Origin of the sequence: Streptomyces sp. V2I9 (assembly GCF_030817475.1) — a bacterium.
Taxonomy (GTDB): Bacteria; Actinomycetota; Actinomycetes; order Streptomycetales; family Streptomycetaceae; genus Streptomyces.
The window spans coordinates 6,542,515-6,568,260 of the sequence record NZ_JAUSZJ010000002.1 but is presented as its reverse complement, the minus strand read 5'-3'; the positions used below and the strand labels follow the sequence as shown (position 1 = coordinate 6,568,260).

Here is a 25,746-nt window from a genome sequence, read left to right as displayed (position 1 = left end):
TTGCGGTCGGTCACGGTCGAGCACGGACATGTTACGTAATGTCACGTCGCAGTGCCGGTCACGTTCGGCCGGGACGGGACGGTCCGGGGTTCAGCGGTCCGGGGTCGAGCGGGCCGGGATGAGGAACTCGCACCACACGCATTTGCCGCTGCCGCGCGACTCCACCCCCCAGACGTCGGCCAGCCGGTCCACCAGCATCAGGCCGCGTCCCGACACCCCGTCCTCCCCCGCTTCGCGGCGCCGGGGCAGGGCGCTGGAACGGTCCTCGACATCGACGCGCAGTCGGCGTTCGGACCCGGTGAGCACCCGGATCGTGACGATCGCGCCGCCGTCGGTGTGCATGAGGGCGTTGGTGATCAGCTCGTCGGCGGCGAGTTCGATCTCGTCGGCCCTCTCCCCGGCCCCCCAGGCCCGGACCGCGGCCCGGATCATGTGCCGGGCCGAGCTCAGCGCCTCGGGGTCGTTCTGCGCGACGTGCTGCTGGAGCCGGCCGCCCGACTGGGGGGCGTGGGCGGCACGGCGGCGCAGCAGCAGGACCGCGACGTCGTCCTGGCCGCCGCGGCCGTCGACGGCGTCGCAGAGCCGGTCGGCCAGCTCCTGGAGGTCCCGGGGGCCGTTCGTGACGAGTGCGGTGAGCCGCTGCATGCCTTCGTCGAGGTCGGAGCCCGGCAGCTCGACGAGCCCGTCGGTGAAGAGGATCATCGTCTGGCCGGGGTCGAGTTCGACCGTGCCGACGGGATACTCCAGTCGGCCGAACTCCGCCGAGAGTCCGAGCGGGAGCCCGCCCTCGGACACCACTCTGCGGCAGCTGCCGTCCACGTCCCGCACCACCGGGTCCACGTGCCCCGCGCGGACCAGCTGCACGACCCCGGTGGTGAGGTCGGCCTCGGCGTAGGTGCAGGTGGCGAAGCGGTCGGTGTCCAGTTCGTGGAGGAAGACGGAGGCACGGGCCATCACCGTGGCGGGGCTGTGCCCCTCGGCCGCGTACGCGCGCAGGACGATCCGGAGCTGCCCCATGACGGCGGCGGCGTGCGTGTCGTGCCCCTGTACGTCCCCGATGACGGCGCCGACCCGGCCGCCGGGCAGCGGGATCAGGTCGTACCAGTCGCCGCCGATGTCCCGGCCGAGCCGGGCCGAACGGTAGCGGACGGCCACCTGCGCGCCGGGCACGGCGGGGATCCGGCGCGGCAGCATCGCCTGCTGGAGCCCTTCGGCGAGGTCGTGCTCCTGTTCGTAGAGCATCGCGCGCTGGAGGCTCTGAGCGATGGAGGTCCCGAGCGCCATCAGGAGGTTGCGCTCGTCGGCGGTGAAGCCGGCCTTGCCGCTGTAGAGGAGACCGAGGGCGCCGATCGGACGGGCCTGGGCGATCAGCGGCATGTAGGCGGCGGAGGTGATCCCGAGGCGGCTGATGCCGGGCCACAGGATCGGGTAGGAGGCGGCGAAGTCCTCGGCGGACTCGATGAAGCGCGGGGCCAGCGTGCGGACCACTTCGCTCATCGGGTACTGCTCGTCCACGCGGGTGTACCGGGTGCCGGGGACGTGCGCGCCTTCCGGGCCGTCGGCCACGAGGTGGATGCGGCCGGACTCCAGCAGACCCATGACGAGGCTGGTGGCACCGAGGTGGGCGAGCCCCTCGGAGTTCTTGAGGACGGCGATGACGTCCTTGACGGTACGGGCGTGGGCCAGCGCGGCGGTGGTGCCCTCGACCAGGCTGGTGCGCCTGCGGCGTTCCTCGTCCAGTTCGTGCCGGGCGGTGGAGTCGGCCAGTTCCTGGGTGGCGTCGCGGACGATCCCGATGATGCGGCGCGGACGGCCGTTCTCGTCCCGGCGGACGAAACCCTGGGTGTGGGTCCAGCGCAGGGTGCCGTCGCGGCGCTGGACGCGGAAGTACGCGCCGTAGTTGACGCGGCCGCTCTTGAGGGCTTGCGAGACCAGCCCGTCGAGGCGCTGGGCCTCGTCCGTCGGCACGCGGGGCGCGAGGGAGGCCGGCCGGCCGTCGTACTCGTCCGCGGTCAGGTCGAACACGTCGAGAGCCGGCTGGTCCATGTGCATGAGGCCGGTGTCGAGGTCCCAGTCGAAGCTGCCCATACGGTTCAGGGCGAGGCTGAGGTCCGGGTGGGCGGGCCAGTCTTCGGGGAACGACAGGGCACCCGCTACCCGATCATCCATATCGGCCACTCTGCCACCATTTGTCAGATTCTTCTCGTCCGATGCCGCCTGCTTCTGCCGCTCCCTTCCCGCCCGGTGCCGCCTCCCCCGAGTCGGCCGGCCGTGCGGTCCGGCCGGGGCGCCGGACCGCACGGCCGGGTCAGCCGGTGAGGGCGTCGCCGAGGCCCGCTTCCATGGGCTCCTCCTCGGGCGGGGCGGGCTCGTCCGGCTCGGCGGGGAAGACCTGGGTCGGCTCGGGCGCCACGTCCGGTTCACCCTCCTCGTACTCCCACGGCCCTTCGGGCGGCGGGTCCCCGGAATCGCCGGACGGCTCTCCGGGACCGGGGTCCGTCTCCTCCGGCACGGAGGGGACCGGGTCGGACGGCGCGGACTCCGGGGGCGCCGATGCGGTGGGGCGGCCCGGCGACGGGAAGAGCAGGTCGGCGTCGGGCTCGAAGGGCGGCGGGTCGTCCGGGGTGCGGTCGCGGCCGCCGCTGTCGCCCATGGCCCGCTGGATCCAGGTGTTGTCGTCGGTGTCGACGATGATCAGACTGGTCGCCGCCCTGGCTCCGGGTTCGACGACGGCGAGGCGCGCGGGGTCGTAGCCGGGCCAGCGCTCGCCCCGGTGGGCGGCTTTCCCGTCCGCGATCTCGGGCGGCCCCAGCGGATTGCCGCAGGCGCACCGGACGCGGGGCATCCCCCGGCTGTCGACGAGGACGGCGGTGCCCGCCTGGAGCACGGCCTGGAAGGCGGTGGCCGATCCGGCGCCGTAGCCGTGGTTGGTGACCTGGGTGTCGACGCTGAGGACGACCGGGGTGAGGGATTTCAGGTAGCCCGGAATCTGGACGGCCTCGATGTCGGACACGCCGGCGAACGCGCGCGCCTTGCCCGTGTCGCCGGTCAGCAGATCGGCCTGCCGCTCGACGTCGCAGGCGGCGACGGACCGGCTGCCGCCGTAGAGCCCCGGAGCGGTTCCGGAGACCCGGTGGACCGTACGGGTGGCGGCGGGCGGGGCGGAGTCCGGGGTGGCGGTGGCGGTCGGGGACGCCGGAGACCGCGCCGTGGACGCGGTGAACGGTCCGGGGCCGGGGGACGCAAGCGGCTGGAGGAGGACGTCTTCGGCCTCCGCCGTGCCCGTGGTGCCCTTCGCCGTCCGGTCGCCGCCCTCGGCACAGCCCGCGACGGCGAGCAGCACCCCGGCGGACAGCGCGGCGAGCGCGGTCCGCCGGAAATGTCTGGGTGAGCGCACAGAGCTCTCCTGCCTGTCCCTGGAGAACGAACGGGGTGTGACCATCTGTGCCGCACCGAGCACGGACCCGCAAGCGGACGTCCGGTCGCCCCCCTCGCCTTGAACACGTTCAAGAAAGCCTCTACGCTCGGCCTATGACTTGAACACGTTCACGTCGGGGAGTCGCGGGGCGTCGTGTTCGCATTGATCAACGCCGATGTCATGGTGGGCACGCTCGTGGTACCGGCGGAGCTCCGGCCGACCGAGCTGCGCGAGCTCGACCGGGTGCGCCGACTCCGGCCCCTGTTCGCCCCGCCGGGCGCGGTCGCCCTCCGGCTGCCGCGCGGCGCCCCGGCCACGGCCCTCGCCCGCTGTTACGCGCTGGGCGCCGTCCTGCCGGCGCTGCACGCCCCGCGCCCGGTCCACGGGCGAAACCTCGACCCCGCCGGGATCGCCCTGCTCACCGCACCGGTCACCCCGGCCGTCGCCGCGACCGCACTGGTGGGCGGGCGTTCGGGGGGCGAGGTGACCGGACTGCCCCACCCACCCTGACCCGGACGGCCGCCACCCACGGCCTCGGCAACGCGCTGGGCTTCGCGCTCTGCTCACTGCCGGCCTGGCGGCGCGTCCGCACCCACGCCCCCGTCCGAACCCCCAGCAGCGTCCACAACCACACCGAAGGCAGGACCGCATGAGCACCCTCACCTACCCGGAGGTCGGCGCGACCCGCCTCGGCCCGCTGCCCCGGAACTACCACCATCTCCACCACCGCACCCGCGTCGGCCACGGCGAGGCGGACTTCGCCGCCGCCGGCGCGGCGATCACCGAGTGGCGCATGCACCGCGCGTCGGGTGCCCGCGTCGAGGCTGCGGCCCGGCGCGCTGAGCCCGGCGGACACGTCCGGGTCTCCCTGGGCGCGGGCCCGCTGCGCCTCACCGCCCCGTGCGAGGTGATCTGGACGGCGTACGGGGAAGAGGGCCGCACCGGCTTCGGCTACGGCACCCTGCCCGGACATCCCGAGCGCGGCGAGGAGTGCTTCGTGGTGGACCTGGCGGACGACGGAACCGTGTGGTTCACCGTGCTGGCGTTCTCCCGTCCCGCCTCCTGGTACGCCCGGCTCGGCGGACCGCTGGTGCCGCGCGTACAGCTCTGGTACGCGCGTCGCCTCGGCCGCGCGCTGCGCCGGATCGTCGGCGGGGGCCGACCCGGCGCGGTCGCGCGGAGGGGCCCCCGGCCGGGCTCTCGCCGATACTGGCAGAGATGGAATGGTTCACCGCGGAGGGCTACTGGCTGAGCCGGCTGATCTTCCAGCGAGCTCTGGCCGTGGTCTATCTGGCCGCCTTCCTCTCCGCCGCCCTGCAGTTCCGGGCGCTGATCGGCGAGCGCGGCATGCTGCCCGTGCCCGAGCTGCTGCGGCGCACCCCCTGGCGGGCGGCTCCGGGGCTGTTCCGGCTGCGCTACTCGGACCGCCTCTTCGCCGCCGTCGCCTGGAGCGGCTGCGCCCTGTCCCTGGCCCTGCTCGCCGGGGTGGACGGCCTGTTGCCCTTGTGGGGCGGCATGCTGCTCTGGGCGCTGCCGTGGGTGCTGTATCTGTCGATCGTCCAGGTGGGGCAGGTCTGGTACGGATTCGGCTGGGAGTCGCTGCTGCTGGAGACGGGGTTCCTGGCGGTCTTCCTGGGCACCGGGGACACGGGCGCGCCGGTCCTGGTCCTGTGGCTGATGCGGTGGCTGCTGTTCAGGGTGGAGTTCGGCGCGGGACTGATCAAGGTCCGCGGTGACGCGTGCTGGCGCAGGCTGACGTGTCTCGACTTCCACCACGAGACCCAGCCGATGCCGGGGCCGCTCAGCTGGTTCTTCCACCACCTCCCCCGGCCGGTCCACCGGGTGGAGGCGGCAGCCAACCACGTCACGCAGCTGCTGGTGCCCTTCCTGCTGTTCACCCCGCAGCCGGTGGCGAGCGCGGCGGCCGGACTGATGGTCCTCACCCAGCTCTGGCTGGTCCTGTCGGGGAACTTCGCCTGGCTGAACTGGCTCACCATCGCCCTCGCGCTCTCCGCGATCGACTGGACGTTCCTGGCCGGGCCCCCGCCGGCGCAGACCGATCCGCCCCTCTGGTACGCGGTGGTGGTCCTCACCGTCACCGCCCTGGTCCTGGTGCTCAGCTACCGCCCGGCGCGCAACCTGTTGTCGCGGCGACAGGCGATGAACCGGTCCTACGACCCCCTGCACCTGGTCAACACCTACGGGGCGTTCGGCTCCATCAGCCGCATGCGGCTGGAGGTCGTGGTCGAGGGCAGCGCCGATCCGCCGGGCCGGGACGACGCCGAGTGGCGGGAGTACGGCTTCCGGGGCAAGCCGGGTGATCCGCGGCGGCTGCCGCGCCCGGTCGCCCCGTACCATCTGCGGCTCGACTGGATGATGTGGTTCGCGGCGCTCTCCCCCGCCTACGCCCGCCCCTGGTTCGGGCCGTTCGCCGAGCGGCTGCTGGCGGGCGACCGGGACACGCTCCGCCTGCTCGGGCACAACCCGTTCCCCGACGAGCCGCCCCGGCAGGTACGTGCGCGGGTGTTCCACTACCGGTTCACCGGGCTTGAGGAGCTGCGGTCCACCGGCTGCTGGTGGCACCGTACGTACGTCCGGGAATTCCTGCGGCCCGTCACCCGGCCGCTGCCGCCGGAGCGGGAGGGCGGGGAGACGGGCCGCGGGAAATGCTGACCGTTCGGCCGGGGCTGTGGAGCCTCGGTCCTGCGGCTCAGTCGATGCCGGGCAGGATGTGCGGCTCGGCGAGGTCGTCCTCGTATCCGGCCAGCCGGATCGGGGCGGACCTCGCCCAGACCTCGATGTTCCGCAGCTTCTCGGGGCGGCCGGGCCGTCCGTGGGTCCGTTCGGCGGGGCGCATCTCGCGCTCGGTCAGTTCCGGTGTCGTCACCGCGCACTCCTCTGTGTCGCGTCACTCGGGGCGTCGTCGGCGCTCCGGCACCGATGCCGGAGCGCGACCGCCCCGAGCGGGGCAGGGATGGTGAGATATCGGTCGCGGTGGCGCCGGTTCGGGGCGGGACAGCGGCCGGGTTACCCGCCGTGTCCCAGGACGGTCGAGGAACCTTCGTGGGCCCCTCGATGACGTCCGTTCGCCTCAGCGTAACCAAATGAGCGCCGCCATGCTCGATGGAACGTGTGCGGTAGGTCACTTTCGGCCACTGAGCACAGCGAAAACCCGGCCCGGACATCATCCGGACCGGGCCTGCTGGTTGCCGCACGGAGAACGACGGGCGGTCAAGCCCGTTCGGGCTACCAGTTCGCGGGGGCGTAGTCCTTGAGGAAACAGCCGTACAGGGCCTCGCCACTCTCGCCGCGCACGATCGGGTCGTAGACGCGGGCCGCGCCGTCGACCAGGTCGAGGGGTGCGTGGAAACCCTCCTCGGCGAGACGCATCTTGTCCGGGTGCGGGCGCTCGTCGGTGATCCAGCCCGTGTCCACGGCTGTCATCAGGATGCCGTCCTTCTCGAACATCTCCTGGGCGCTGGTGCGCGTCAGCATGTTGAGCGCGGCCTTGGCCATGTTGGTGTGCGGGTGGCCCGCCCCCTTGTAGCCGCGGCTGAAGACGCCCTCCATCGCGGAGACGTTGACGACGTACGCGTGCTTCGCGGCGGTCCTGGCCATGGCGGGACGCAGCCGGCTGATGAGGATGAACGGCGCGGTGGAGTTGCAGAGCTGGACCTCCAGCAACTCGATGGGCTCGACCTCGTCGACCGTCTGGATCCAGCTGTTGGTGTCGTGGAGGTCGGGGACGAGGCCGCCCGCGTCGATCGCGGTACCCGCGGCGATCCGGGCCGGCGAGGCGGAGCCGGTGACCAGGGCCAGGTCCGTGACCTCCTGGGCGCTCAGCCCTTCCTTGCGGGCGCTGGGCAGCGCGGCGACCCGGTCGACCGTGCCGCTGTTGAAGGTGCCGATGACCTCGGCGGCGGGCAGCTCGCCCGCCGGGAGCGGAGCCGACTCGGCGTTGACCAGTTCGCTGTAGGCCCCCGGCGAGCGGCGCACGGTCTGGGCGGCGTTGTTGATCAGGATGTCGAGCGGCCCCTCGGCGGCGACCGAATCGGCGAGCGCGACGACCTGGGCCGGGTCACGCAGGTCGATGCCGACGATCTTCAGCCGGTGGATCCACTCGTCACTGTCCTCCATCGCCTTGAAGCGGCGGATCGCGTCGTTCGGGAAGCGGGTGGTGATCGTGGTGTGCGCGCCGTCGCGCAGCAGCCGCAGCGCGATGTACATGCCGATCTTCGCCCGGCCGCCGGTGAGCAGCGCGCGGCGTCCGGTCAGGTCGGTGCGGGCGTCGCGCCGGGCGCGGTTCTCCGCGGCGCACGGCTGACAGAGCTGGTGGTAGAACGCGTCGACCTCGACGTACCGGGTCTTGCAGATGTAGCAGGACCGGGGACGCTGGAGGATGCCCGCGATCTCGCCCAGGGCGGAGGAGGAGGGCAGCACGCCCTGCGTCTCGTCGTCGATGCGCTCGGCCGAGCCGGTCGCCGTGGCCTCGGTGACGGCCCGGTCGTGGGCGGTCTTCGCGGCGCGGCGCTCCTGGCGTCGGCGCTGCTTCACGGTGCGGTAGATCCCGGCGGTGGCCCGGCGGACGAGAATGGCATCCGGGTGGTCCACCTCGATCCGGTCGAGCTCGTCGAGCACGCTCAGGCAGACGGCCAGCCGCTCCGGGTCGATCCCGGGACCGAACTCCTCGACGCCCGGAGCGACCTCCGGGCTGTCCTCTGTCACCGTCATTGCCGTTCCTCTGCCGTCTTCTCGCCGCGGGTCGTGGTTCACCGCAGGCCGAAACACCCCGATCAAGTCTGCCATGCGCGGGCCACTGCTCCGTTCGAGCGGTGTACGAGGCCCATCCGCCCCACCCCGGTGACCGCCTGCGCCGCGCCGTCGGGTCGCCGGAGTCACCGGAGAAGGGGGCGTGGAAAAAGAACGGAGAAAAAGCGAAGAAGACAGGAATGACTTCGCGATCAGGGGGCAGGCGACGGTCCGACACATTGAGCAGTAGGAGGGTGACACCATGACGGCGATGTCAGTGCGGGCCGCCGGGACGACGACGCCGCTGCGCGACGACCGGCCCGGTGCGCGGACGGCGGACGTCACCGGAGAGCTTCCCCGGGTCGAGGACGCCGGGAAGATCGCCCCCCAGGACGCGCGGGCCCTGTCGAAGATCTTCTTCGACCGGCTCCAGGTCCTGGAGGAGGGCACCCACGAGCACCAGTACGCGCGCAACACCCTGATCGAGATGAACCTCTCCCTGGTGCGGTTCGCGGCATCCAGGTTCCGCAACCGGGGCGGCGACGACACCGAGGACATCATCCAGGTCGGCACGATCGGCCTGATCAAGGCGATCGACCGGTTCGACCTGTCGCGCGAGGTGGAGTTCGCCACGTTCGCCGTGCCGTACATCGTCGGCGAGATCAAGCGGTTCTTCCGCGACACCACCTGGTCGGTGCATGTGCCGCGGCGCCTCCAGGAGCTGCGCGTGGATCTCGCCAAGGCGAAGGAGCTGCTGTCCGCGAAGCTCGACCGCGACCCCACCGTCAAGGAGCTCGCCGCCCACCTCGACCTCCCGGAGGAGGAGATCATCGAGGGCCTGGTGGCCGCCAACGGCTACTCCGCCGGTTCGCTCGACACCCCCTCCGCCGACAGCGACTCGGGCCAGGAGCAGCGTGCGTACGCCGACATCCTGGGCGAGACCGACCCGGGCATGGAGGCCGTCGAGAACCTGCACGCCCTGGCGCCGCTGCTGGAACAGCTCGACGACCGGGAGCGCCGGATCGTGCAGATGCGGTTCGGGGCGGAGATGACGCAGTCGCAGATCGGCGCGGAGCTGGGCGTGTCCCAGATGCACGTGTCGCGGCTGCTCAGCAGGATCGTCCAGCAGTTGCGCAAGGGGATGTGCGTAGAGGCGTGAGACCGGACGAACCCCACGGGTTCGGCCCGGACTCCAGCCGCCCGCCCTTCGGGGCAGGCGGCTTCGTGCCGTCTGCCCACCTTCCCGTCCACGACGGGGTGTTTCGCTCGCATATGCTTCCCGAAGATCAGGCCGGACACTCCGCGCCGTCGCACGAAGAGGGTGGAGGGTTGACCGAGTCGCCCGTGGGCACATCACCGATTCCTGTGGGCATCCCCGGCATCCCCGACCAGCAGGTCGGCATCCCGCACCACCCCGATGCCCCGCTGTGGAATCTCGACGCGTCGATCCTGCTGGTGGAGGACGACGCGGGTGACGCCGTGCTCGTCGAGGAGATGCTGGCCGACAGCGAGCTGGACTCGGCCCTCACCTGGTGCAAGACCCTGGCCGAGGCCCGCGCCTTCCTGCGCACCTCCGCCACACCGGTGTGCGTGCTCCTCGACCTCCACCTCCCCGACGTCCACGGGCTGGACGCCGTACGCCAGATCCTGGAATCGGACAGCGAGGCCGCGATCGTCGTCCTCACCGGCCTGGAGGAGTCCGGCACCGGGCTCCGCGCCGTCGCCGGAGGCGCCCAGGACTACCTGGTCAAGGGCCGGCTGGGCCCCGAGGTCCTCTCGCGCGCGATCCGCTACGCACTCCAGCGCAAGGAAGTGGAACGGGCCGCCGCGGCCCTGCGCGCCAACCGGTTGATCGCCCAGGAGAACGCCCGGCTGGAGCGCGGGCTGCTACCGGTCCCCCTGCTGCGGGACAACCGGTTCCAGGCCCGTGCACGGTACGAGCCGGGGCGGGTCCACGGCCTCCTCAGCGGGGACTTCTACGACGTCGTGCAGACCTCGGACGGCACCGTGCACGCGGTGATCGGCGACGTCTCCGGGCACGGCGCCGCCGAGGCCGCGCTCGGCGTGTGCCTGCGCGTGGCCTGGCGTACCGCCGTCCTGTGCGGCACGTCACACGTGGAGCAGATAGCGCTGCTGGAGGAGATCCTCGTGGCCGAGCGCTCGGACGCGCACGTGTTCGCCACCGTCACCTCCCTGGTGTTCCCGCCCGACCAGCGGCATGCCCAGATCCTGCGGGCGGGCCACCCCGGACTGCTGCTGCGTCAGGACGGCGACGTGTCCTGGGTCGAGCCCGAGGGCGGCATGGCACTCGGGCTGCTGCCCGGTACGGGCAGCTGGCCGACCGTGGACGTCCCGCTGCCGCCCGGCGCCGGCGTGGTGCTCTTCACGGACGGGCTGTTCGAGGGACGCGACGGGCCCGACAGCCGCCTCGGCGAGGAGGGGCTCCTCGCCATGGCACAGGACAACGGACATCTACCGGCCCACGCGTTCGTCGACGCCCTGGTGGCGGGAGCCTCCGAGGGGGCGGCCCCCTACGGCGGGCTCGCGGACGATGTGGCCGTACTGCACCTGGGTTGGGGATCGGAACACGATGAGCACTGACAGCACGAAGGCCATACCGGAGCAGGACCCCTCCGCCCGGCTCTCGGTGCAGTCCTGGGTCCACCTGATCCTCGGCGGGTTCGTCGTGGTCGTCTGCGGCTGCCTGGTGATCGGTGGCCTGGTGCTCTCCCGGATGTCGCAGCGCACCGACGAACTGGTGGACCGAATCCAGCCGGCCCGGTCGGTCTCCTTCGAACTGCAGAACGCCCTGCTCGACCAGGAGACGGGCGTCCGGGGATTCGCCCTGACCGGCGACAAGTCCTTCCTGGAGCCGTACCGGAACGGCGGGAAGGCCGAGCGGGAGCGGCTGGCCCGTGCTCGCGCGCTGGTCGGCGACGACGAGCGGCTGGCGGCCGACCTGGACGCCGTCGAGTCCGCCGCGCGGCGGTGGCGGCAGAGCAAGGCCGAGCCGTTGATCGCGGCGGTCCGGGAGAGCGGTCCCAGCCACTCCGGCACCACCGCGCAGCTCCAGAGCAGCAAGACGGAGTTCGACAGCCTGCGGCGCGCCTACACCGTGCAGCAGGAGCACCTGGCCGAGGCGCGTGACCGGGCGCGGGCCGATCTGGACGCGTCGCGTACCACCCGCGACTGGGTGGTGGGCATCCTGCTCGCCGTTCTCGTGCTGACGATCGTGGCGCTCAGCACGCTGCTCCACCGGGTGGTGGGGGTGCCGCTGAACCGGCTGCGGGCCGCCTCCGACGCGGTGCGCTCGGGCACGGTCGACCGCCGGATCGAGATCAAGGGCCCGTCCGACGTGCAGGCCGTGGCCGGAGCGGTGGAGGACATGCGCCGTCGGCTGTCCGACGAGCTGGCCGACGCGCAGCAGCGCGAGGAGCTGCTCGCGGGCCAGACCGAGGAGCTGCGCCGTTCCAACTCCGAGCTGGAGCAGTTCGCGTACGTCGCCTCGCACGACCTCCAGGAGCCGCTGCGCAAGGTCGCCTCGTTCTGCCAGCTCCTGGAGAAGCGGTACGGCACCGAGCTGGACGACCGGGGCAAGCAGTACATCGCGTTCGCGGTGGACGGCGCCAAGCGCATGCAGGTGCTCATCAACGACCTGCTGACCTTTTCGCGCGTGGGCCGGGTCCACGACGGCTGGAAGCCGGTCGACCTGGGCCGGTCGTTCGACCGCGCCCTGGGCAACCTGTCCGCCGCGATCGAGGAGTCGGGCGCGGGCATCGAGCGGCCCGACGAGCTGCCGGAGCTGCTCGGGGACTCCACCGCGCTCACCATGGTCTGGCAGAACCTCATCGGCAACGCGGTGAAGTTCCGCCATCCGGACCGTGCGCCCCGGATCACCGTCGGCTGCGTGCGCGAGGACGACCACTGGCACCTGACGGTGTCGGACAACGGGATCGGCATCGCCCCCGAGTTCGCGGACAAGGTGTTCGTGATCTTCCAGCGGCTGCACGCCCGTGACGAGTACGACGGCACCGGCATCGGCCTCGCCCTCTGCCGGAAGATCGTCGAGTTCCACGGTGGCCGGATCTGGCTGGAGCCGGAACCGGACGAAGGCACCCGTATCCACTTCACCCTGCCCGTGGCGCCCGAGGCGCCGACCCACACCCCGGCGGAACTGCTCGCCCCCGCCGTACTCACCAGCCAGTCGGGAGACTCTTCGTGAACGCGCCAGTCCAACCCATCGAGGTCCTGCTCGTCGAGGACGATCCCGGCGACGAGCTGATGACCCGTGAGGCCTTCGAGGACAACAAGATCCGCAACACCCTGCATGTCGTGCGCGACGGGCAGGAGGCGCTGGACTTCCTCTACCGGCGCGGCGAGTACGGCGACGCTCCCCGCCCCGACCTGGTGCTCCTGGACCTGAACCTGCCCAAGTACGACGGGCGGCAGGTGCTGGAGCAGATCAAGGGCGACCCCGAGCTCTCGCTCATCCCGGTGGTCGTGCTCACCACGTCCTCGGCCGAGGAGGACATCCTGCGCAGCTACAAGCTCCACGCCAACGCGTACGTGACGAAGCCGGTGGACCTCGACCAGTTCATCGCGGCGGTGCGCCAGATCGACGAGTTCTTCGTGACCGTGGTGCGGCTGCCCGGGCGTAAGTAGGATCTGGGAGGTTCCTTGGACTGGGACTCGTCACCTCGGGTAGACGAATGGCGGAAAAGGTTTCCGACCTCACTGCAGCGCCTTGGCTGGAGCACATGAACGAACAGGTCACCTCCCCACCGGAAGATCCGGGTCAGGGGCTGGCTTCCGCCGAGGTACTGCTCAGCGCAGAGGTCTTCGACGGCGAGCCGGGGTGCATCGCGATGGCCCGTACGCTCGCCGACAGCTTCCTCACGCGGCTCGTGGAGGAGTGCGGCGCTCCGATCGGGGAACACACGCGCAGCGATCTGATGCTGGCCGTGAGCGAGCTGGTCACCAACGCGGACCGCTACAGCCACGGCCCCTACCTCCTGGAGCTGGAGGGCAACGCGCGGCTCATCAGCGTCACGGTGTACGACAGCAGCACCGCGATGCCCGTCCTGTACGCCCCTGACCCGTCCCGGCTCGGCGGGCACGGCATGGAGATCGTGGTGGCCCTGTGCGACCGGCTCACGGCCGAGCGGGTGCCGGTGGGCAAGCGGATCCGGGCGGAGTTCCAGCTCAGCACCTGAGCCCGCCGACGCCGCTCCGGGCCTCGTATCACGGTGGCCGCGTCGACCACGGCGGTGGCCTCGGCCCCGACCGGAGAGCCGGGTCCCGGCCGCCCGCGACGTGACCGGCCGGCGCTCGCCCCGTTCTCAGCCCTCCTGCCTGCCGTACCAGTCCAGGCAGAGGACCAGCGCGTCGTCGGGCGTTTCCTTCCTCCGGTACTCCGCCAGTTCGGCGAGCAGGGCGCGCGGGACGGTGGCGGCCGGGAGGAGCCTGGTGGACTGGATGGCGCGCGCCAGCATCCGGTCCCCGTACACCTCGCCCTGCGGGGACACCGTGTCGTAGACGCCGTCGCTGAACAGCAGCAGGCGGTCGCCGGGCTCCACGTGGAACTCCTGGACCGCGTACTGCGACTCCTCGAACATGCCGAGCGGCAACTGGGCCTCCAGCTCGACCCGGTGGACCGCACGGCCGCGCTGCATCCACAGCTGGGGCGACCCCGCGTCGACGACGCCGACCCGCCCGGTCGCCAGCTCGAAACGGAGCAGCAGGGTGGAGACGTGGGAAGCGCCCCGGTGCTGGTCGTAGATGGCCTGGTCGGCGAGGGCCGCCTGGTCCGCGATGCCGACGCCGGCCCGGCGGGCGTTGCGCAGGGCGTTGACGGCGAGGTTGGTGAGCAGGGATGCCTGTATGCCCTCGCCCATGCCGTTGGTCACCGCGAGGGTCAGCTCGTCGGCGTCGGCGGCCCAGTCGAAGTTGTCGCCGTGGATGGCGTACGCGGGCTCCAGCTGCGCCCCGATCGCGAACTCGGCGGCGGTGCAGGCGCGGGCGGGCAGCAGCTGCCACTGCATCTCGGCGGCGAGGGTGAGGCGCGTGGTGCGCCGGGCGCGCTGGTACAGGTCGGTGTCCCGCTCGGCGACCAGGATCTCGTGGCCCAGCAGGTCGGCCAGGCGGGCCAGTTCGCCGACCAGCTCCGGGGTGGACAGCGCCTGGGGCAGCCGGACCGTGAGGATGCCGAGCCGTTCGCCCCGGACGGTCACGGGCAGGTGGTGGTCCACGGCGTCGTCGTGCCGGACCTGCTGCTCGCGGGGCTCCTGGCTGCCGAAGGCCCTGCCCTCGGGACTGTTGTGAAGGGACAGCGGCTCGTTCTCGTCGGGCCGGTCCAGGGGTGTGAGGACCCGAAGGCCGTAATCGGCGAGGTGCAGATCCACCGCGAGGGCCCCGTAGGCGCTGATGATCTCGGTGCGCAAGGTGGCCAGCAGGGCGTGCGGCGCGGCCGCCCTCACGGCGGCCTCGATGTCCGTTCTTCTCTTCACGGTCTCTCGCACATTCTTCGTCCTGCGACGCTGTAGGGGCCGAGGCCGGGCTGACAAGGAGGCCCGGCGGGTGACACAGTGGGTGGATGCCCCACCGAGGATTCCGCCCGAGCAGCCGCCAACAGGCGTCCGCCGACGCTGTCGCCGCCTCGGAACTGCTGGAAGTGCTCTGGGGCCGGGGTCAGGAATCCGCCGCCTCGGGAACCGTGTCGCCGTCGCAGCTCCGGGCGCTGCTCGTCATCGAGAAGCACGAAGGGACGAACCTGCGGGCGCTGGGTGAGGCCCTGGGTTCGCGCGCCCCGTCCGTCAGCAGGCTCTGCGACCGGATGGAGGCGATGGGACTCGTCAAGCGGGCGCCCAGCCCGTCCAGCCGGCGCGAGGTGGAACTGAGACTGAGTCTGCGGGGACGGGCGCTTCTCGAAGAGTACCGGGCCCTGCGCGCCCGTGAGCTCAACGCGGTGCTGGAGCGGATGGATCCCGCCGCGCTCGCCGCGCTCACGGACGGCCTCGCGGCCTTCCACGCGGCGGCTTCGGAGCGCCTCTCCCCGAACGGGGACGCCGCCTCCCCGCCGCTCCGCGACGATGTCGCCGACAGCGCCTAGCCTCATCCCGCCCCTGCTTCCGCATCCATCGGCGCTCCGCCGTCGGCAGCAGCACGAGCTGCTGCCGGGGACCAGATTGTTACCCGATGGAGAATGTTGTCAAATGGCAACTGTTACTCCTATCGTTACCCCCGTACCCCACCGCGACCAGGGACGGAACCGAGGCCGACCTGTCCGACAGAAAGCCTGCCCGTCCCCCCTCCCGATCCGCCCGAGGTGCCTTCCGTGCTTTCATCGCCCAACGAAGACAGAGCCGTCAGAGTCCTCACCCGACGGGAGCGGGGTGCTCTGGTCATCACGGTGTCGGGCGACCTCGACATCGACAGTGTCGGCCCGCTGAGTGAGGCTCTCGCCACGGCGGCCGACGCCCCCTCCGGTCCGGTGGTCGTGGACCTCTCGGGCGTGAATTTCGCGGACTCGACGATGGTGAACGTCCTCCTCCAGGGGCACACCGCGCTGGGTGACCGGATGCGCCTCGCCGCCCCGTCCCCCTTCATGCGGCGGCTGATCGGCATGATCGGTCTCGACAGCGCCCTCCCGGTGCTGCCGTCGGTCGACCACGCCATCGACGCCGTACTGCCGTCCTGACGCTCCCCGGCGGCGCCCGCCGACGACGGGCCGCTACCGGCCCGTAGCGGGTGATCCGGGTGCCCGGTCGAACACGCAGTCCCCGCACAGCCCACCGCCGGGACAGCGCCAGTACAGGCAGCAGCTGCGCCGCCGGAACGCCGGGCCGTGCGGGGCCCCGGTCCCGCGCAGTGCCTCGTCGTCGAAGAGTTCGGCCGCCAGCGCACGCGCCCGCGCGGCCACGTCCGGCCGGTCATGGACGCGTGCGAACGCGAGGAGTTCGCGTACGGCCCCGGCCAGCGCGGACCCCGCGTTGCCCCACAGGAGCCGCGGGGAGATGTTCCCGTCCCGCCGGAACGCCTCGGCCAGCGGCACCAGATGCCCGTACTGGATCTGCTCGCGGACGCTGTCCGCCGTTCCGGGCAGCTCCTCCGTCCCCGCGAGCCACAGGTCGTCGGGCGAGGTGGCCAGCGGGTCCCAGTGCAGGAGGCCGGGCGTCAGGGCGGGAACGCGCCCGAAGAGCGCTGCCGGGCCGACGGCGAGGGACCAGAGCCTGGCGGCCAGGCCGAGATGGGCGATCGAGGCGGCGACCCTGCGCTCGGGGGCCGCGAGGCGCGCCGAGACCTTCTCGACCCGCGCGGCCAGTGGGCCGTTCCCGCCGGCGTACAGCTGCTCCAGCGGCTGGTGGCCGCCGCCCGGCACCGGCGTGGTTCGCAACGCGAAGAACCCGCCCACCGACGCCAGTAGCACCAGATCCACGCCCCGCTCCCCCTCGGTCCACGATCCCTCGGCCGGCCGGCCGGCCGCTCGCACGACCGGCCGTGCGGACACGTTCCGTGCCGCCCGCGCGGCTCACCGTATCCGCCGGGCGCCACATTCTGACGGCCGGGGGCAGCGGGGCTACCGTCGAGAGGAGGACGTCGGCCGGAGAGGCGTACTCCTGGGGCAGTACGCCGAAGTGCAGACTCAAGGACGACGACGCCGGGCCCCGGACGGGACATCGTGGTGTACATGAGTTCCCTTGCGCTGTCCGTGCTGCTGTCACTGGTCTCCGCGGTCGCCTACGCGGCCGGGGCGATCATCCAGGAGCGCGTGGCGGCGACCGGGGACAACTCCTCGCGCGCCCTGCTGCGCACCGGTGTGTGGTGGGTCGCCGTCGCGCTCAACGGAGCCGGCGCGGTCCTGCACGTGGTGGCGCTCGCCTACGGCCCTCTCAGCCTGGTCCAGCCGCTCGGGGCGCTGACGATCGTCTTCGCCCTCCCGATGGCGGCCCTGTTCGTCGGGCGTCGGGCGGGGGCGGTCGCCTGGCGTGGCGCGTTGATGGCGACGGCGGGGCTCGGCGGGCTGCTGGCGCTCACGGGGAACGCGGAGCCGCACTCGCTGGACGGCCCTGAACAGGTGCTGCTGGCGTCGGTGACGTTCGGGGCCCTCGGGGCCCTGGTCGTGTTCGCGCGAACGCTGCGGCGACCGGTCCTGCGCAGTATCGTCCTGGCGACGGGTGCGGGCGGGGCGTTCGGTATGGCCTCGGTGTTCACCAAGACCGTGGCCGTCGAGTGGACGTCCGGTCCGGTGCGCTCCGGCGCGCTGCCACTGCTGGCGATCGCCGGTCTGGCGGCGGCGGGGCTGTTCCTGTCCCAGGCCGCCTACCGGGGCGCGGGGCTCACGGCTCCGCTCGCGACGGTGACGGTGGTCAACCCGGTGGTGGCCGCCGCGATCGGCATCACGCTGTTCGGCGAGCACTTCCGTCTCGGTGTTCCGGGCACGGTCCTCGCCCTCTGCTGCGGGGCGCTGGCCATCGCCGGTCTGATCATGCTGACCAGGGAGCGGCTGCACCGGGAGCACGCCGAGGAGGTGCGGGCGGGCGCGGCGTGCTCCGGCATCCGGCGCGCGGTCCCGGTCGACGCCCCCGGTGCGGAGGAAGCCGTGCGCGAGCCGGAGGGATCCGGAGGGGGGCGCACCTCACCGCCGCCGAGCGTACCCGGGCCCCCGGGGGAACGACGGCCCGCGGTGCGCGGGTCGTCGCCGCTGCCGCCGGGTCAGGCGGTGCCTCAGGTGCAGTTCGGTGCGCCGGAACCGCACCCGCGCCGCATGCGCACCGGGGCCACGCTGCGCCGCCCTTCCGCCGAGCGGACGGTTCAGACCCTGACGCCGCCTGCCCGCAGGTAGGCCAGCGGGTCGACGTCGGAGCCGTATCCGGGGCCCGTACGGATCTCGAAGTGCAGGTGCGGGCCCGTGCTGTTGCCCGTGGAGCCGGAGCGGGCGATGCGCTGTCCGCCGGAGACCGACTGGCCGGCGCGCACGTGGAGCGCGGAAAGATGGGCGTACTGGCTGTACTTGCCGTCGCTGTGCCGGATGACGACCTCGTACCCGTACGCTCCGGCCCAGCCCGCCGAGACGACGCGCCCCGGGGCCACGGACTTGACCGACGTCCCGGTGGGCACGGGGAAATCCACTCCGGTGTGGTAGCCGCTGGACCAACCACCGGCCTGCCGGTACGGGGTGCCGGTACCGGCCGCCACCGGGGCACTGAAGCCGGACTGCTGCACGGCGCGCTCCGGAGCGGGCCGCTCCTTCTTCGGCGCTTCCCGCTTCGGGGCTTCCTTCTTCGGAGCTTCCCGCTTCGGGGCGGCCCTCTCGGGGGTCCGCTGCTTCGGCGCGGCCTGCGCGGGCGGCTGCTTCGTGGGCTCGGCGTCGGGCCGGTCCGCCTTCTTCGCCCCGCGCGCGGCTTCCCGCGCCGGCTTCGTCGCGTTCCGCCCGTCGCCCGCCCGGGCCGTCCGGCTCCCGTCGAGGCTCAGCCGCTGTCCGGGATGGATCAGGTCCGGGTCGTCGCCGACGACGGTGCGGTTGGCGGCGTAGAGGCCCTGCCAGCCACCGCGGACCTGCTGGGCGGACGCGATGCCGGAGAGGGAGTCGCCGCTTGCGACGGTGTACGAGTCGCGCTTGCCCGGCACGTGGGTGGGGGTCGCCGCGGCGGGGCGGGCCCGGGGGCGCACGGGAGCGCTCTGCGGAGCGGCCCGGACGGGGCGGGCCCCGGCGCTCTGCGCGTCGGCGCCCGTACCCGGTGAGACCTCGGGCGCGTCCCCGCCCCGGCTGAGCCCCGCCCGTACGGAACAGGTGGGCCAGGCGCCGGGGCCCTGGCCGTCGAGTACCCGCTCGGCGACGGCGATCTGCTGGTCCCGCGTGGCGAGATCGGCGCGCGGAGCGTACTCCGTGCCGCCGTAGGCCGCCCAGGTGGAGCCGCTGAACTGGAGCCCGCCGTAATATCCGTTGCCCGTGTTGACGGACCAGTTGCCGCTGGACTCGCAGGCGGCGACCTTCTCCCAGACCTCGCTCGGCGCGGCCCCGGCCGACGCCGCGGTGATGAGCGGGAGCGCGATGCCCGCGCCTCCCGCCGTCACCGTGAGCGAAGCACGGTTGATGCGGCTCGGCTGATATCTGCGGTGCCGTCCGGTCGCGGCCATACGTGGCTCCCCCACTGGCTTCGGTACATCTCGCAAGGGGCAACGTAGGTCCGCGCGGTGACTGATCACAAGCAAAACGTGATACTCGGCCGCCCGGGGTGAAGCCCGTGGCCGGATTCCGTCCCTCGGCGGCCTGGCGGGGAGTCTGCGAGCAGGGACCCGGCGAACTCCCCGGGGAACTCGTCCTGTTCAGGTTGCGCGGGGATGACCCGGGGCCTGCTGGTCCATGCGCTGACGGCACCGGACGCCTGCCCTGCCCTGCCGGAGCACGGCCGCTCGGCACAGAGCCCCCCTTCTGCCGCCCACCACGCGGGCGGGGTGCTACCGTGCCGTCCGGCCTGGTCAACGAGTCTGCGTGGAAGAGGAGTTGCGCGGGCCGCCCCGGCGGGACAGGTGGGCTCATGAGCACGGAGTGCGACACGGCGGACGACGCGGAGGATCCGCAGCGGCCCGAGCACCCGGACCATCCGGAGCTGGGCGCCCACCGCCGTACCTACCGGCCGTTGCCCGGGAAGCTCTCCGCGTACGCGTCGCTGCTGCTCGCCCTCACACCCGTGGCGGCCCTCGCCTCCATCCTGGCGCTCCTCGTCTGTGCGGCCGTCGGCAGGGGCGGGGCCCTCGTGCCGGCGGTGTCCGGCGGGCTGGGGTTGCTGGTGCCGTTCGCCGTACGGGTGTCGTGGTATCGACGCCATGCGAAGGTCGAGTTCCGCCTCCACGAGAAGGGCCTCGTCGCGGTCACGGCGCACGGCCGGAACGTGGTCTACCCCTGGCTGACAACAGCGGTGTTCACGGATGGCTGGGACCGCGTCAAACTGTGCACCCCGCAGGGGACGGTCGTCACGCTGGGGCCGCCCGGCCGTCGGCCCGCGTTCGGTGGGGAGCGGATCAAGGGCCTGCGGACCCGTACGGTGATCCGGGGCGCCCAGGTCCCCGGGGATGAGGAGTGGGACCCGGCGATCCGGCGGGGCATCCGGGCCGCGCAGGGGGGACCGGCCACCGATACGGCCCTCGGCGGCGGCGACGTCACGTTCGGGGACCTGGTGCTGAACCGGACCGGAGTGACCGTACGGCGCAGGCACGGCCGGGACGACTTCACGACGTGGGAGGACGTCCGCTCGCTCGCCCTCTCGCCGGAGGGGCTGCTCATGATCTCCTCCCGCGGCAGTGACTTCCCGACGCATTTCCTGAGGTACCGGTACCGGGTGGCGAATCTGGAACTCTTCCTCGACCTCGCCCAGCGGCTGCACCGGCACGCCCTTCAGCGCCCACCCCAACCACCCTCAGCGGCCGCCGAGTCGACACCGGACTCGCCCGAACCGTCCGCCGCCACACCCGAGTCGGCGCCTGCCTCCCCACAACCGTCCACCGCACCCCCCGAGTCGGCACCCGCCTCGCCCGAGTCGGCCCCGGACACTGCCGCGCCCGCCCCCTCCGCGCCCGCCCCGGCTGCGGCGGGTACCGCCCCGACCACCCCGGTTGCGGCACGCAACGCTCCGGCCGCTCCGGTGCTCCCACGGGACGAACTGCTCGAACTCCTCTCCCAGTACCTCGTCTTCGGAATGGGGGCGTGGGCGGCGTGGCACCTCGGCACGCGGGACGAGATCGACGAGGTGGGGGCCGTGCTCCTCGCCGTCCTCAGGGCGGTCATCGGCGCCATCGGCGGGGTGCTGGCCGGCCTGCTCGCCGTGACCGCCATCACGGCCGGGTGGAAGGTCGGCGGCGAGATCTTCCTCGAAGCCGCGATCCGCTGGTTCCGCCACCGCCGGTACGCCGCCTCGGCCGGCCTTGTCCTGTGCGTCTTCGTCGGCCCCCTGGTTCTGCTCTTCCTCCTCTTCCGCGCGTTTCCTTCCCGCCTGGTGCCTCTGGTGGCGCTGCTCCTCTTCGGCGGCTGGGCCCTGCTGCTCGCGGTGGGCCGGTGCGTGCCGTCGGAACATGCACTGGTCCGCCATCTTCCCGACCTCCCCGGCGTGTTCCTGGTCGTGCTCGCCTGCCGGCAGATGGCCTCCGGTGACGTGCTCACGGTCGCGCCCGCCGCCGGACTCTTCTTCCCGATCGCCCTCTGGCTCTCCTGGTGCGGGTGGCGGTGGATGCAGGGCTCTTCGCGGCGGACCGTCCAGGCGGCGGCCGACGTCGTCCTGTCCGCCGAACTCGGCCTGGTGCTCACCCTGTTCATGGTCTGGCTGGCCAACGTCCTCTCCTTCACGCCGCCTCAGGTGGCCGTGGTGCTGGAGGTGGTCGAGAAGGTGCAGGGATTGACCGAGGTGCACTGGCTGTACTGGATGGCGGCCTACACGGTGCTGGCGATCGGCAGCTATGTCCTGTTGCGGTGGCCGGGGCTCGTCGCGCGCGTCCGACGACGTCTGCGCCCGGCGCGGTACAGCGAGTCCCGGCTGCCACTGGGCCTCGTCACCAACGCCGTCCAGCGGTCGCTCTCCGGCCTCAACATCGCCATCATGGTCGCGCTGGTCTTCCTCGTCGTGGTGGCTCCGGTATCCGAAGGCGCGTGGAGGCGCCCGGTCGAGGAGCGGTACGCGCTGGAGGTGCAGCGCCGGGAGTACGCCGAGGGCGCGGTCGCCGCGTACCAGGAGATCCACCGGCAGGTGGCACTCCATCCCCGGACCGCGGCGCGGATCGGCGACGTGATCACCGCCGTGCACCGGATCGCTCCGTCGCCGCCCGGCGAGCCCGCGAACCGGACGGCCCTGGACATCGCCCGGCAGGCCGGACGGTTTCAGGCCGGGACACTGGACATCGATCCCACGCCTCCCGAGTCCGAGGCCGAGTCCGATTCGGCCCCGGAAGGGGACGATCTCGAGGACCGGCTCGGGCAACTCGACGAGGCCCAGCGGCGACGCGCGGAACGGGAGGAGCGGACCGACCGGTTCGCCGAGCTGGCCTCGCTCGCGGTCACCCGCGCCCTGGACACCCTCGACCTCGGTGACAACCAGGCCGTGCAGCTGGTCAAGGAGTATCTCGGCGGACTGGTGGAGGACGGCCCGGTGAAGACGGCCTTCCAGCGCTGGGGTGAGGCCGCAGGACAGCCCCGGCCGGAGGGCCGCCGACTCGTACAGATCGACGTCCGCCGGCTGACGGCGGTGGCCTACGAGCGCACCGCCGTGGCGGTCGACCGGGCCGACGCGGGTCTGCTGACCTTCTACGGACGGTTCGGCATCGGCGTTCCGGCCGAGGACGCCTCGGTGACCCGCGCGGTCGAACTGGCGAACCAGCACCGGTACATCCGCCAGGGCACCGGCCCTTGCGCGGGATGTGCCTCCCCTCTGACAGGCGGAGGCGGTACGGGTGGCACCGGCACGACCGGGGGCGGCGGACGGCGCTGAGCGGAGGCACCGAGAGGACGGAGGGCGCCGAAGCGAAGCCGGGAAACGGGGTTGCGGAGGAGCTGTCCGGGTCGGTCCGGAGTGCTGTCCGCTCAGGCCGTGAGCAGGTGGAGGAGGCCGCGATCTGCCGCGTCGAGGCGTACAGGGTCACTGGTGGGCTCGGTCCACCGGCCGGAACGGAGGTCCTCACCGGGGTTTCGTGGCTCCGCGACCTCTCCAGGACCGCATCCCGCCCGCCGGTGGGTCACCAGCTTCCGCAGCCGCTCCATGTCGCCCGCCGCAGAGGCCCGCCGGCCGACGCGGGACCGGTTCGCCCCGCAGACGGCGAGGACCCCCGCAGGAGCCGCCTCGCCGGGGAGGACGGCGAGGCGGCTCCGCCGGATCAGGCGGTGTGCAGCCTCAGCCCGTACCGGTTGAGGATCTCGTTGACCGGCTGGTACCAGGTCTCCCCGCCGGAGGAGCAGTTGCCCCAGCCGCCGGAGGTGACGCCCTGGGCCTGGTCGCCGCTGATGAACGAGCCTCCGGAGTCGCCGCCCTCGGCGCAGACGCTCGTCTTGGTCATCTGGTACACGGCGCCCTGGCTGTAGTTGACGGTCTCGTTCTTGGCGAGGACCCGGCCGCAGTGCCAGCGCGTGGTGGAGCCGGAGCGGCAGATCGACGCACCGATCGGCGCTTCGTTGGAGCCACGGACGAGCTGGTCGGAGACGGTCCCCCAGCCGAGGACGACCGGCACGGTCCACCAGCCGTTGGCCACGTTCACCCAGGCGTAGTCGTTTCCGGGGAAGGACGAGCCCTGGAAGTTGCCGATCGCGGAACCGTCCCAGCCGCGCACGGACTGGCCCGCACCGCCGCAGTGTCCGGCGGTGACGAAGCCGCCGTGGACGGAGAAGCCGATCGAGCAGCGGACGTTGCCCGTGTAGTACGGGTCGCCTCCGACCGTTCCCGCGGCGAAGGTCTGCGGCGCTTCGGCGGTGGTCTCCACCGTCACGGGACCAACCTTGCGGGCCTTGGCCACGAAGGCACGGACATCGTTGTCACGCCGCTCGGACGCCACGACGTCGACGACGACCCTGCTGCGCGCCGGATCGACGCGCCAGCTGCTCACCCCGGCCGGGGCGGGCAGGGCGTCGATGCGGGCCTTCGCCGCGTCGAGCTGCGCGGCCGAGTGCTCGACCATGCGGACGTCGGCACCGGTGGCCCGTACGGCGTCGGCCTTGGAGGCGCTCGTGACGGCGACGACCAGCTTGCGGGACTTCGCGTCGAACCAGGTGCCGCCGAAGGCGGAGCCCGCCGCGCGCTGCGCCTTCGGCTCCAGGGCGGTGGCCGCCTTCTCGTCGGCGAGCCTGGCGACGGCCTCGCTCTCGCTGATGCCGAAGTCGCGCTGCATCGCGGTGAGCAGGGCGGTGGAGGCGGGGAGGTGCGCGGATTCGGTGGGGGCGGCGGAGGCGGACGAGGGGCCGGCGGCGGCCCAGGCTCCGACGAGCAGGAGTGCGGACAGACCGGCCCGCAGCAGGGTTGCGTGTCTCAAGGGAGTGACCCTTCCTGTTGTTCCAGCGACGTGGGGGCGTAGGAGTGGAACGGGAGGCGTCCGGGAGCGCATGCTGATCGTGCCGCGTGAGAGCGCTCTCAGATGTGCCGTCCCGGACTGTAGCGGAGTTCGAAAGTCAGGTCCATGCCAATGACGTGATGACCGCAAGGCGGTGCGTGACGCCTTCCGGTCCCTTGCGGGGGACGACACTCCACACCTCGTTGAGTAGCCGTACTCATCCGGCTCCCGGCCGGCGGTCCTACTGTCACAGGAACGCAAGGCGGGACCTCAGGGAGGAACGGACCATGGCCGGATCACGCCGCAGGCAGTGGAGAACCGTCATGACCGGTGTGCTGGCGGGTTCGCTGGTCGTCCTCATGGGCGCGTGTGGAGTGGTCGGCACCAAGGACGACCGGCGGGCGGCGGAGGACCTCGCCGAGAAGCACTTCCCCGGTCAGCTCAAGGCGATCGGCGCGCGGACGCTCTTTCCGGGCACGGGCGGCTCGGAGGTCATGTTCGCGGTGAGCGGCGACCGCGACGCCGTGGTCCGGCTCCGCATCGACACGGACGAGAACGAGCGGGGCTCCTGCGACGGGAAGGACTGCGTCGGCGCCCTGACCGAGGCCGTGGAGCGCGCGAGGCAGCAGGCCGAGGACTTCCGTACGCTCGAGTCCGCCTTCGACGCCTGCGGCTACGAGGTCGTCGCACTGGGCCCGACCGGCACCCCGCCCTATGTCGTGGCCGAGCTGACGAACGCCACCGTGACGCGGGTGCTCAGCGAGATCGGGCAGTGCGTCCAGCGGTGGGTCACGGCGAGCGGGCCCGACAGCACCGTGGCGAAGGGGCAGGGAACGTACGTGAACGTGGTCTCCCCCGCCGTGGCGGAACACCGGAACCGGGGCAAGGATTCCTGGCCCACCCTCATGCGGCTGACCCGTTCCGACCTCCTGGCCTCGCTCACCGAGTACACCCACTTCTCCGCGAGTTACGAGATCGAGGCGGGCCGGGTCGACACGACGGGCAGCGCCCGCGAGGTCCGCCCGTTCCGGGAGCGCCAGAAGTTCGGCGAGACCGTGCAGAGCGCGGTGAAGGAGCAGTTGCGCACCACCTATCCGCGGGTGGCCGTGAGCGAGTACCAGTGGATCTGGCGGCTGGAGCCGGGACGGGTGGACCGCCAGACCGGCTACGTCCTGTTCTGCCCCGAGCCGGACCCGCGCGGGCGGTGCGTCGACAGCGACGACGCGGCCCTGGTGACCACGGACGAGAAGGGCGTTCCGGTGGGGAAGATCCGCCTCGTACACGATGTGCGGGACGCCTCCGGAATCCTGCGGCTGCCTCCGTACTAGCAGAGCCGGGGCATGGTGCGGTTCGTGGCCACCACCGTGCGCCCGCCCCTCCCCGCCGTCTCGCCGGATCGCGGCCGGAGTTGGCGACGGTGACCGTCACCCGCCCTGTGGGGGAACTCTCCCCGGCGAACGCCCATGCCCCCTGCTCCAGCGCGAAGGGCGCGACCTCCCTCGGTGCATGGTCGAGGACGTTCTCACCCGGGAGCGCATGACCGCCTGGTTCGGCCGCCC

General features: G+C 72.4%; 19 protein-coding genes and 2 pseudogenes. 13 read left to right on the top strand and 8 right to left on the bottom strand.

All coding sequences use genetic code 11. From position 1 onward, the window contains the following. Nucleotides 1–90: 90 nt before the first annotated feature. Both QFZ71_RS28455 and QFZ71_RS28450 read right to left on the bottom strand, forming a co-directional pair. A complete protein-coding gene (locus QFZ71_RS28455; RefSeq protein WP_307671016.1) occupies nucleotides 91–2,169 on the bottom strand; it encodes a SpoIIE family protein phosphatase in 2,079 nt (692 codons plus the stop codon). Between the two features lie 139 nt (nucleotides 2,170–2,308). Next, on the bottom strand, nucleotides 2,309–3,397 hold the full coding sequence (locus QFZ71_RS28450; RefSeq protein ID WP_307671015.1) for a DUF6777 domain-containing protein: 1,089 nt from the start codon (nucleotides 3,395–3,397) through the stop codon (nucleotides 2,309–2,311). Between the two features lie 174 nt (nucleotides 3,398–3,571). Here QFZ71_RS28450 and QFZ71_RS28445 point away from each other — a divergent pair. The 3 genes and pseudogenes from QFZ71_RS28445 (at nucleotide 3,572) to QFZ71_RS28435 (ending at nucleotide 6,091) form a co-directional block, all read left to right on the top strand. Then, a pseudogene (locus tag QFZ71_RS28445) lies at nucleotides 3,572–4,071 on the top strand (YndJ family transporter). After that, nucleotides 4,068–4,577, top strand: a pseudogene (locus QFZ71_RS28440) (DUF1990 family protein); the annotation flags it as partial. The pseudogenes QFZ71_RS28445 and QFZ71_RS28440, both read left to right, overlap by 4 nt. Before the next feature lie 59 nt (nucleotides 4,578–4,636). Continuing rightward, entirely contained in the window at nucleotides 4,637–6,091 is a 1,455-nt protein-coding gene (locus QFZ71_RS28435; RefSeq protein WP_307671014.1) for a lipase maturation factor family protein, read from the top strand. A gap of 37 nt (nucleotides 6,092–6,128) precedes the next feature. On the opposite strand, the gene QFZ71_RS28430 is transcribed toward QFZ71_RS28435, so the two are convergent. Both QFZ71_RS28430 and QFZ71_RS28425 read right to left on the bottom strand, forming a co-directional pair. Next, a complete protein-coding gene (locus QFZ71_RS28430) occupies nucleotides 6,129–6,305 on the bottom strand; it encodes a hypothetical protein (protein ID WP_156095448.1) in 177 nt (58 codons plus the stop codon). Between the two features lie 359 nt (nucleotides 6,306–6,664). After that, nucleotides 6,665–8,149, bottom strand: a complete 1,485-nt coding sequence (locus QFZ71_RS28425) for an SDR family NAD(P)-dependent oxidoreductase (RefSeq protein WP_307671013.1) — start codon at nucleotides 8,147–8,149, stop codon at nucleotides 6,665–6,667. A gap of 280 nt (nucleotides 8,150–8,429) precedes the next feature. Here QFZ71_RS28425 and QFZ71_RS28420 point away from each other — a divergent pair, with 280 nt between their 5' ends. The 5 genes from QFZ71_RS28420 to QFZ71_RS28400 all read left to right on the top strand — a co-directional run bounded on the left by QFZ71_RS28420 (nucleotide 8,430) and on the right by QFZ71_RS28400 (nucleotide 13,380). After that, complete coding sequence (locus tag QFZ71_RS28420; protein ID WP_307671012.1) at nucleotides 8,430–9,326, top strand: RNA polymerase sigma factor SigF; 897 nt, start codon at nucleotides 8,430–8,432, stop codon at nucleotides 9,324–9,326. A gap of 206 nt (nucleotides 9,327–9,532) precedes the next feature. Beyond that, nucleotides 9,533–10,768 (top strand): PP2C family protein-serine/threonine phosphatase, encoded by a 1,236-nt coding sequence (locus tag QFZ71_RS28415; RefSeq protein ID WP_307671614.1) that lies wholly within the window; start codon nucleotides 9,533–9,535, stop codon nucleotides 10,766–10,768. Next, a complete protein-coding gene (locus tag QFZ71_RS28410) occupies nucleotides 10,758–12,389 on the top strand; it encodes an ATP-binding protein (RefSeq protein ID WP_307671011.1) in 1,632 nt (543 codons plus the stop codon). Before QFZ71_RS28415 ends, QFZ71_RS28410 begins: the two co-directional genes overlap by 11 nt. Beyond that, nucleotides 12,386–12,829, top strand: a complete 444-nt coding sequence (locus QFZ71_RS28405; RefSeq protein ID WP_307671010.1) for a response regulator — start codon at nucleotides 12,386–12,388, stop codon at nucleotides 12,827–12,829. Before QFZ71_RS28410 ends, QFZ71_RS28405 begins: the two co-directional genes overlap by 4 nt. Nucleotides 12,830–12,924: 95 nt before the next feature. After that, nucleotides 12,925–13,380, top strand: a complete 456-nt coding sequence (locus QFZ71_RS28400; protein WP_307671009.1) for an ATP-binding protein — start codon at nucleotides 12,925–12,927, stop codon at nucleotides 13,378–13,380. A gap of 126 nt (nucleotides 13,381–13,506) precedes the next feature. On the opposite strand, the gene QFZ71_RS28395 is transcribed toward QFZ71_RS28400, so the two are convergent. Next, entirely contained in the window at nucleotides 13,507–14,673 is a 1,167-nt protein-coding gene (locus QFZ71_RS28395; protein ID WP_307671008.1) for a PP2C family protein-serine/threonine phosphatase, read from the bottom strand. An 86-nt stretch (nucleotides 14,674–14,759) separates the two neighbouring features. Here QFZ71_RS28395 and QFZ71_RS28390 point away from each other — a divergent pair, with 86 nt between their 5' ends. Further along, nucleotides 14,760–15,275, top strand: coding sequence for a MarR family winged helix-turn-helix transcriptional regulator (locus tag QFZ71_RS28390; RefSeq protein WP_307671007.1), 516 nt, complete (start codon nucleotides 14,760–14,762; stop codon nucleotides 15,273–15,275). 225 nt (nucleotides 15,276–15,500) lie between these two features. Next, the gene (locus QFZ71_RS28385) at nucleotides 15,501–15,863 is read left to right on the top strand and encodes an STAS domain-containing protein (protein WP_307671006.1); all 363 of its coding nucleotides are present in this window, start codon (nucleotides 15,501–15,503) and stop codon (nucleotides 15,861–15,863) included. Nucleotides 15,864–15,896: 33 nt separating this feature from the next. Here QFZ71_RS28385 and QFZ71_RS28380 read toward each other — a convergent pair whose 3' ends face one another. After that, nucleotides 15,897–16,601, bottom strand: coding sequence for a (2Fe-2S)-binding protein (locus QFZ71_RS28380; RefSeq protein ID WP_307671005.1), 705 nt, complete (start codon nucleotides 16,599–16,601; stop codon nucleotides 15,897–15,899). Between the two features lie 243 nt (nucleotides 16,602–16,844). Between QFZ71_RS28380 and QFZ71_RS28375 the strand changes: the two genes are divergently transcribed. Beyond that, entirely contained in the window at nucleotides 16,845–18,008 is a 1,164-nt protein-coding gene (locus tag QFZ71_RS28375; RefSeq protein ID WP_373465166.1) for a DMT family transporter, read from the top strand. Here QFZ71_RS28375 and QFZ71_RS28370 read toward each other — a convergent pair. Further along, nucleotides 17,978–19,303, bottom strand: a complete 1,326-nt coding sequence (locus QFZ71_RS28370; RefSeq protein WP_307671003.1) for a transglycosylase family protein — start codon at nucleotides 19,301–19,303, stop codon at nucleotides 17,978–17,980. The two genes, QFZ71_RS28375 and QFZ71_RS28370, sit on opposite strands and share 31 nt — an antisense overlap. Before the next feature lie 401 nt (nucleotides 19,304–19,704). Between QFZ71_RS28370 and QFZ71_RS28365 the strand changes: the two genes are divergently transcribed. After that, nucleotides 19,705–22,641, top strand: a complete 2,937-nt coding sequence (locus tag QFZ71_RS28365; protein WP_307671002.1) for a hypothetical protein — start codon at nucleotides 19,705–19,707, stop codon at nucleotides 22,639–22,641. Nucleotides 22,642–23,023: 382 nt separating this feature from the next. Here QFZ71_RS28365 and QFZ71_RS28360 read toward each other — a convergent pair whose 3' ends face one another. Then, entirely contained in the window at nucleotides 23,024–24,169 is a 1,146-nt protein-coding gene (locus QFZ71_RS28360; RefSeq protein ID WP_307671001.1) for an alpha-lytic protease prodomain-containing protein, read from the bottom strand. 305 nt (nucleotides 24,170–24,474) lie between these two features. On the opposite strand from QFZ71_RS28360, the gene QFZ71_RS28355 reads away from it, so the two are divergent. Then, a complete protein-coding gene (locus QFZ71_RS28355; RefSeq protein ID WP_307671000.1) occupies nucleotides 24,475–25,515 on the top strand; it encodes an SCO7460 family lipoprotein in 1,041 nt (346 codons plus the stop codon). Nucleotides 25,516–25,746 lie beyond the last annotated feature (231 nt).